The sequence below is a fragment of the Streptomyces sp. NPDC051555 genome (genome assembly GCF_044454405.1).
In the GTDB taxonomy this organism is placed as follows: Bacteria; Actinomycetota; Actinomycetes; order Streptomycetales; family Streptomycetaceae; genus Streptomyces.
In genome coordinates this window covers 104,674-109,372 of the sequence record NZ_JBITDP010000007.1, presented here as the reverse complement: position 1 = coordinate 109,372, position 4,699 = coordinate 104,674, and the positions used below count along the sequence as shown (strand labels likewise).

At 74.4% G+C, this 4,699-nt stretch carries 3 protein-coding genes; all 3 read left to right on the top strand.

Annotated features, from left to right (window positions below):
• The first annotated feature begins 60 nt into the window (after positions 1-60).
• The 3 genes from ACIBEA_RS17200 to ACIBEA_RS17190 are packed head-to-tail and all read left to right on the top strand — an operon-like array spanning position 61 to position 4,696.
• Positions 61-849, top strand: coding sequence for a thioesterase II family protein (locus ACIBEA_RS17200; protein WP_399261635.1), 789 nt, complete (start codon positions 61-63; stop codon positions 847-849).
• Positions 846-4,487: an SDR family NAD(P)-dependent oxidoreductase gene (locus tag ACIBEA_RS17195; protein WP_399261633.1), complete on the top strand. Its 3,642-nt coding sequence runs from the start codon at positions 846-848 to the stop codon at positions 4,485-4,487. Before ACIBEA_RS17200 ends, ACIBEA_RS17195 begins: the two co-directional genes overlap by 4 nt.
• Complete coding sequence (locus ACIBEA_RS17190; RefSeq protein ID WP_399261631.1) at positions 4,484-4,696, top strand: MbtH family protein; 213 nt, start codon at positions 4,484-4,486, stop codon at positions 4,694-4,696. Before ACIBEA_RS17195 ends, ACIBEA_RS17190 begins: the two co-directional genes overlap by 4 nt.
• Positions 4,697-4,699 lie beyond the last annotated feature (3 nt).

Below are 4,699 nucleotides of genomic sequence, written 5' to 3'. Positions count from 1 at the left end.
GGCTGCTCAATACCGTAGTCCTCATTCCTGTTGTCCCGCAGATTTTGAGGCGGCTCGGTCATGCCTGACAGGCTCATAGCAGAAACTCCATTCGTCCGTCGTGCGCGGCGGACGAACCGGAGGATGCGTCTCTTCTGCTTTCCCCATGCGGGAGCGGGGGCGAGCGCCTTCGCCGCGTGGCCGGCGCTCTTCCCGCCGGAGGTGGAAATCGTGGCCGTGCAACTGCCCGGCCGCGAGGACCGCGTCGGCGAGCCGCACCCCGCTTCCGTCGCGGTCGCCGTCCGCATGGTCGCGGTGGCGCTGCGGCCCTACCTCCAGGGCCCGTACGCCTTCTTCGGCCACAGCGGCGGCGCCCTGCTGGCCTTCGAGCTGGCCAGGGCGCTGCGCAAGCGCGGCACCCAGCCCGGACACCTCTTCCTGTCCGGACAGGCCGCCCCGGGCGCCGACAGCGGCGCACCGGAGCTGCACCGGCTCTCCGACGAGGACTTCGGCGCCGCACTGCGCGGCCTGGACGGCACCTCCGACGGCGTCTTCACCGACCCCGAGCTGATGAAGCTGCTGCTGCCCACGCTGCGCGCCGACTTCACCCTCTGGGAGAACCACCGGCACAGCCCCGGCGAGCCGCTGGAGGTACCCCTCACGGCGCTCGGCGGGGACACCGATCCGCGCGCCCCCGTCAGCGCCCTCCAGGGCTGGCAGGAGCAGACCACCGGGGCCTTCTCCACCCGGGTCTTCCCCGGCGGCCACTTCTACCTCAACGACTCCGAGAAGGAGCTCACCACGATGCTCGGCAGCACCCTGCTGGGCCGGGAGCCCGCGCACGCGGGCCAGGGGGAACGGATCCGATGACGATGCCCGGACACGATGCGGTGGCCCTGCTCAGGGCCGCGGCCGAATCCGTCGCGGGGGTCGAGGAAGCCGTACCCCTGCTCCGCCGGGAGGCCCGGCTCGACCGGGTGCGCCCGGTCGCGCCCCGCGCCGCCGACGCCGCTCCCGCGGCGTCCGGAGTCCCGGCCCTCGCCCACGGCGGCGAGCTGCCCGCCGACCCCGACTTCCCGACCACCCTGCAAGAGGCCCTGCGCCAGGCCGCCGCGCTCGCCCCCGACCACGGCACCGTGTACCTGACGGAGGACGGCGAGCGCGTCCAGAGCTACGCGCAGCTGCTCGCCGACGCGCAGCGGCTGCTCACCGGCCTGCGCACCACGGGCATCGCCCCCGGCGAGTCCGTGCTGTTCCAGTTCGACGACAACCGCGCCTTCGTCACGGCGTTCTGGGCGTGCGTCCTGGGCGGCTACCTGCCCACCCCGGTCGGCGCCGCGCCCGGCTACGACCGGGAGAACGCCGTCACGACCAAGCTCCGCAACGCCTGGGAGCTGCTGGACCGGCCGCTGGTCCTCACCGACGCCTCCCTCGCCCCGGCGGTGGCCAAGCTCTCCGCCCTGTGGGGCGTCGACGACCTGCGCGTGGCCGTCTTCGAGGAACTGAGCGACGGCCCGCAGAGCACGGACTGGTTCCCGGCGACCCCGGACACCCCCGCCGTGCACCTGCTCACCTCCGGCAGCACCGGCGTGCCGAAGGTCGTCCGGCACGCCAGCCGCAGCGTCCTGGCCCGCACCCGGGCCACCGCGGCGGCCAACGGCTTCGACTCCGCCGAGGTCGCGCTGAACTGGATGCCCCTCGACCACGTCGGCGGCATCGTCATGTACAACGTGCGCGACGTCGTCCTGCGCGCCCGCCACGTCAACGCCACCATCGACGCCTTCCTCGCGGACCCGCTGCGCTGGCTCGACTGGATCGACCGCTACGGCGTCACCAACACCTGGGCCCCCAACTTCGCCTTCGCGCTGGTCAACGAGCGCGCCGAGGCCATGACCGGCCGGTCGTGGGACCTCACCACGCTGCGCCACCTCTGCAACGCGGGCGAGGCCGTCGTCAGCCGCACCGCGGACCGCTTCATCGAGCTGCTCACGGCGCACGGGATGCGGGCCGACGCGATGCGCCCCTGCTGGGGGATGTCGGAGACCAGCTCGGGCGTGACGTACTCGACGCTGCGCGCCGGGGACCCGCTCGCCGGCCGGCTGCGGGTGGACAAGGCCTCCCTCGGCGGGGCGCTGCGCTGGTCCACCGAGGCCGACGCCGACGCCGTCACCTTCACCGAGGTCGGCCCGCCGATCCCGGGCGTACGGCTGCGCATCGTCGCCCCCGACGACACCGTGCTGCCCGAGGACCACGTGGGGCGGCTCCAGATCACGGGGCCGACGATCATGGAGGGCTACTACCGCAACGAGGCCGCGAACGCGGAGGCGTTCACCGCCGACGGCTGGTTCGGCACGGGCGACCTCGCCTTCCTGCACGAGGGCCGGCTCACCATCACCGGCCGCGAGAAGGACCTCATCATCGTCCAGGGTGCCAACATCCTGAGCTACGACGTGGAGTCCATCGCCGAGCAGGTGCCGGGCACCGAGGTCACCTGGGTCGCCGCCTGCGGCTGGTCCGGCGCGGGCGACAGCACCGACAAGCTGGTGATCTTCTTCGTCCCCGCCGACGGCGACCGGACCGCGGTCCACGACACCATCACCGCGATCAAGGCACGGGTCGCCGAGGTCCTCGGCCTCCAGCCCGACCTGGTGATCCCGGTGGAGCGGGCCGACTTCCCCAAGACGGGCAGCGGCAAGATCCAGCGCGCCCAGCTGATCGCCGACCTCGACGCGGGCACGTACGCGCAGTGGGTCGACGAGCCCGACGGCTCCTGGTACTTCGAGCGGACCTGGACACCGGCCCCCGCCGACCGCGGCGTGCTGCCGCCCGGCCCGTGGCTGGTCAGCGGGGCGCTCCGGGAGGAGCTGGCCGCCGTACCCGGCGTCCCCGAACTCCGCGCGCTCCCCGCGGCCGGGGCCCCCGCGCCCGCACCGGTCGGCGCCGTGGTCCACCTGGCCGGGGGGACCGACGCGCAGAGCGTCGCCCTCGACGTGCTGCGCCTGGTCCAGGACCTGGCCGCACACGATCCCGCGCCCCCGCTCCTGGTCGTCACGAGCGGCGGTCTGTGGACGGCCGAGGGCGAGACCCTCGACCTCACCGCCGCGGGCCTGCCCGGTCTCCTGCGGACGGCCGCGGCGGAGCGGGCCCTGCCCTCCGTCCGGCAGCTCGACGTGGCCGACCCCGCCGCCCGGGCCGCCGCGATCGTCACGGAACTCGCCTGCCACGACGGGGCCGACCTCGTCGCCCACCGCGGCACGCGGCGCCTGGTGCCCCGGCTGCGGCCGATCGTCCTCGACGACCGGGGCGGCGACGCCTTCGTCACGGGCGGCCGCTACCTGATCACCGGCGGCCTCGGCGGCGTCGCCCACCCGGTCGCGGAGTACCTCCTGGCCGCCCACGGCGCGAAGCTGCTGCTGGTGGGCCGCGGCCCGGCCGACCAGGGCGAGCGCGCCGAGCGCCTGGAGGACCTGGCCGTCCTGGGCGACGTGGCCTACCGGGCGCTCGACGTGGCCGACCCGGTCGCACTGGACGCCGCGGTGCGCGAGGCGGAAGCGCGCTGGGGAGCCCCCCTGGACGGGGTGCTGCACCTGGCCGGCGCCGACGTCTCCCACCAGTGGGGACAGCTGGAACTCCACCAGGTCGTCCGGGAATCGCCCCGGGCCTTCCAGGACGCCTACCGGGCCAAGGTGAGCGGCACCCTCGCGCTCGCCGGGCTGCTGGAGGACCGCCCCCGCACACCGCTGGTGCTCTTCTCCTCGGTCAACGGCGAGTTCGGCGGAAGCTCCTTCGCGGCGTACTCCTCCGCCAACGGCTTCCTGCACGGCTTCGCCGACCACTGGGGCCGCGAGCGCGGCCGCCCGGTGCACTGCCTCGCGTGGAGCACCTGGAGCGGCCTGGGCATGAACCGGGGCGCGCCCGAGGGCGCCGCCGCGGCCCGCGGGTTCCGCACCCTCGACCCCGACGAGGGCCTCGCCTCGCTCCTCGCGGTGCTGGGCCAGGACCGGCCCACCGTGCTCGTCGGCCTCGACGGCCGCAACGAGCACATCGCCCGCGCCCTCGCCCCGGAGAGCCTGCACACGGCGGAAGCGATCGTCGTCTACACCGGCACCGCCTCCGAGGCCGACGTACGCGCGGCCGTGGCGCCGGTGGCCCGGGAGCTGGACCACCCCCTGCGCACCCTGCGCGTCGAGCGGCTGCCCGACGACCGGGACCAGCTGCTCACCGTCGCGGTCGCGGCGCTGGAACGCGGCGGACGGCCCTTCGTGGCGCCGGGCACCGAGCTGGAGAAGGCCCTGGCCGACCTCTGGAGCGGCGTGCTCGGCCACGAAGTCGGCCGCGACGACCGCTTCTTCGACCTCGGAGGCAGCTCGCTGCGCGCCGCGCAGCTCGTCAACCGCATCAACAGTGCGCTGACGGCCCGGCTGTCGGTGCACCACCTCTACGAACACCCCACCGTCGGCGCACTCGCCGCGGTGATCTCACCCCAGTTGGAAGGAGAACGAGTATGACCAATCCGTTCGAGGACGCGGACGGCACCTACCTGGTGCTCGTCAACGACGAGGGCCAGCACTCCCTGTGGCCGACCTTCGTCGACGTGCCCGCCGGCTGGCAGACCGCCCACCCGGCCGACACCCGCGAAGCCTGCCTCGCCCACATCGAGGCCCACTGGACCGACATGCGTCCGCGCAGTCTGGCCACCGCGATGGACGCGCAATAGCGC

What these genes read in the sequence shown, in the direction of transcription:
- ACIBEA_RS17200 (WP_399261635.1), top strand. Translation starts at nt 61, where the DNA reads ATGCCTGACAGGCTCATAGCAGAAACTCCATTCGTCCGTCGTGCGCGG.
- ACIBEA_RS17190 (WP_399261631.1), top strand. Translation starts at nt 4,484, where the DNA reads ATGACCAATCCGTTCGAGGACGCGGACGGCACCTACCTGGTGCTCGTC.
- ACIBEA_RS17195 (WP_399261633.1), top strand. Translation starts at nt 846, where the DNA reads ATGACGATGCCCGGACACGATGCGGTGGCCCTGCTCAGGGCCGCGGCC.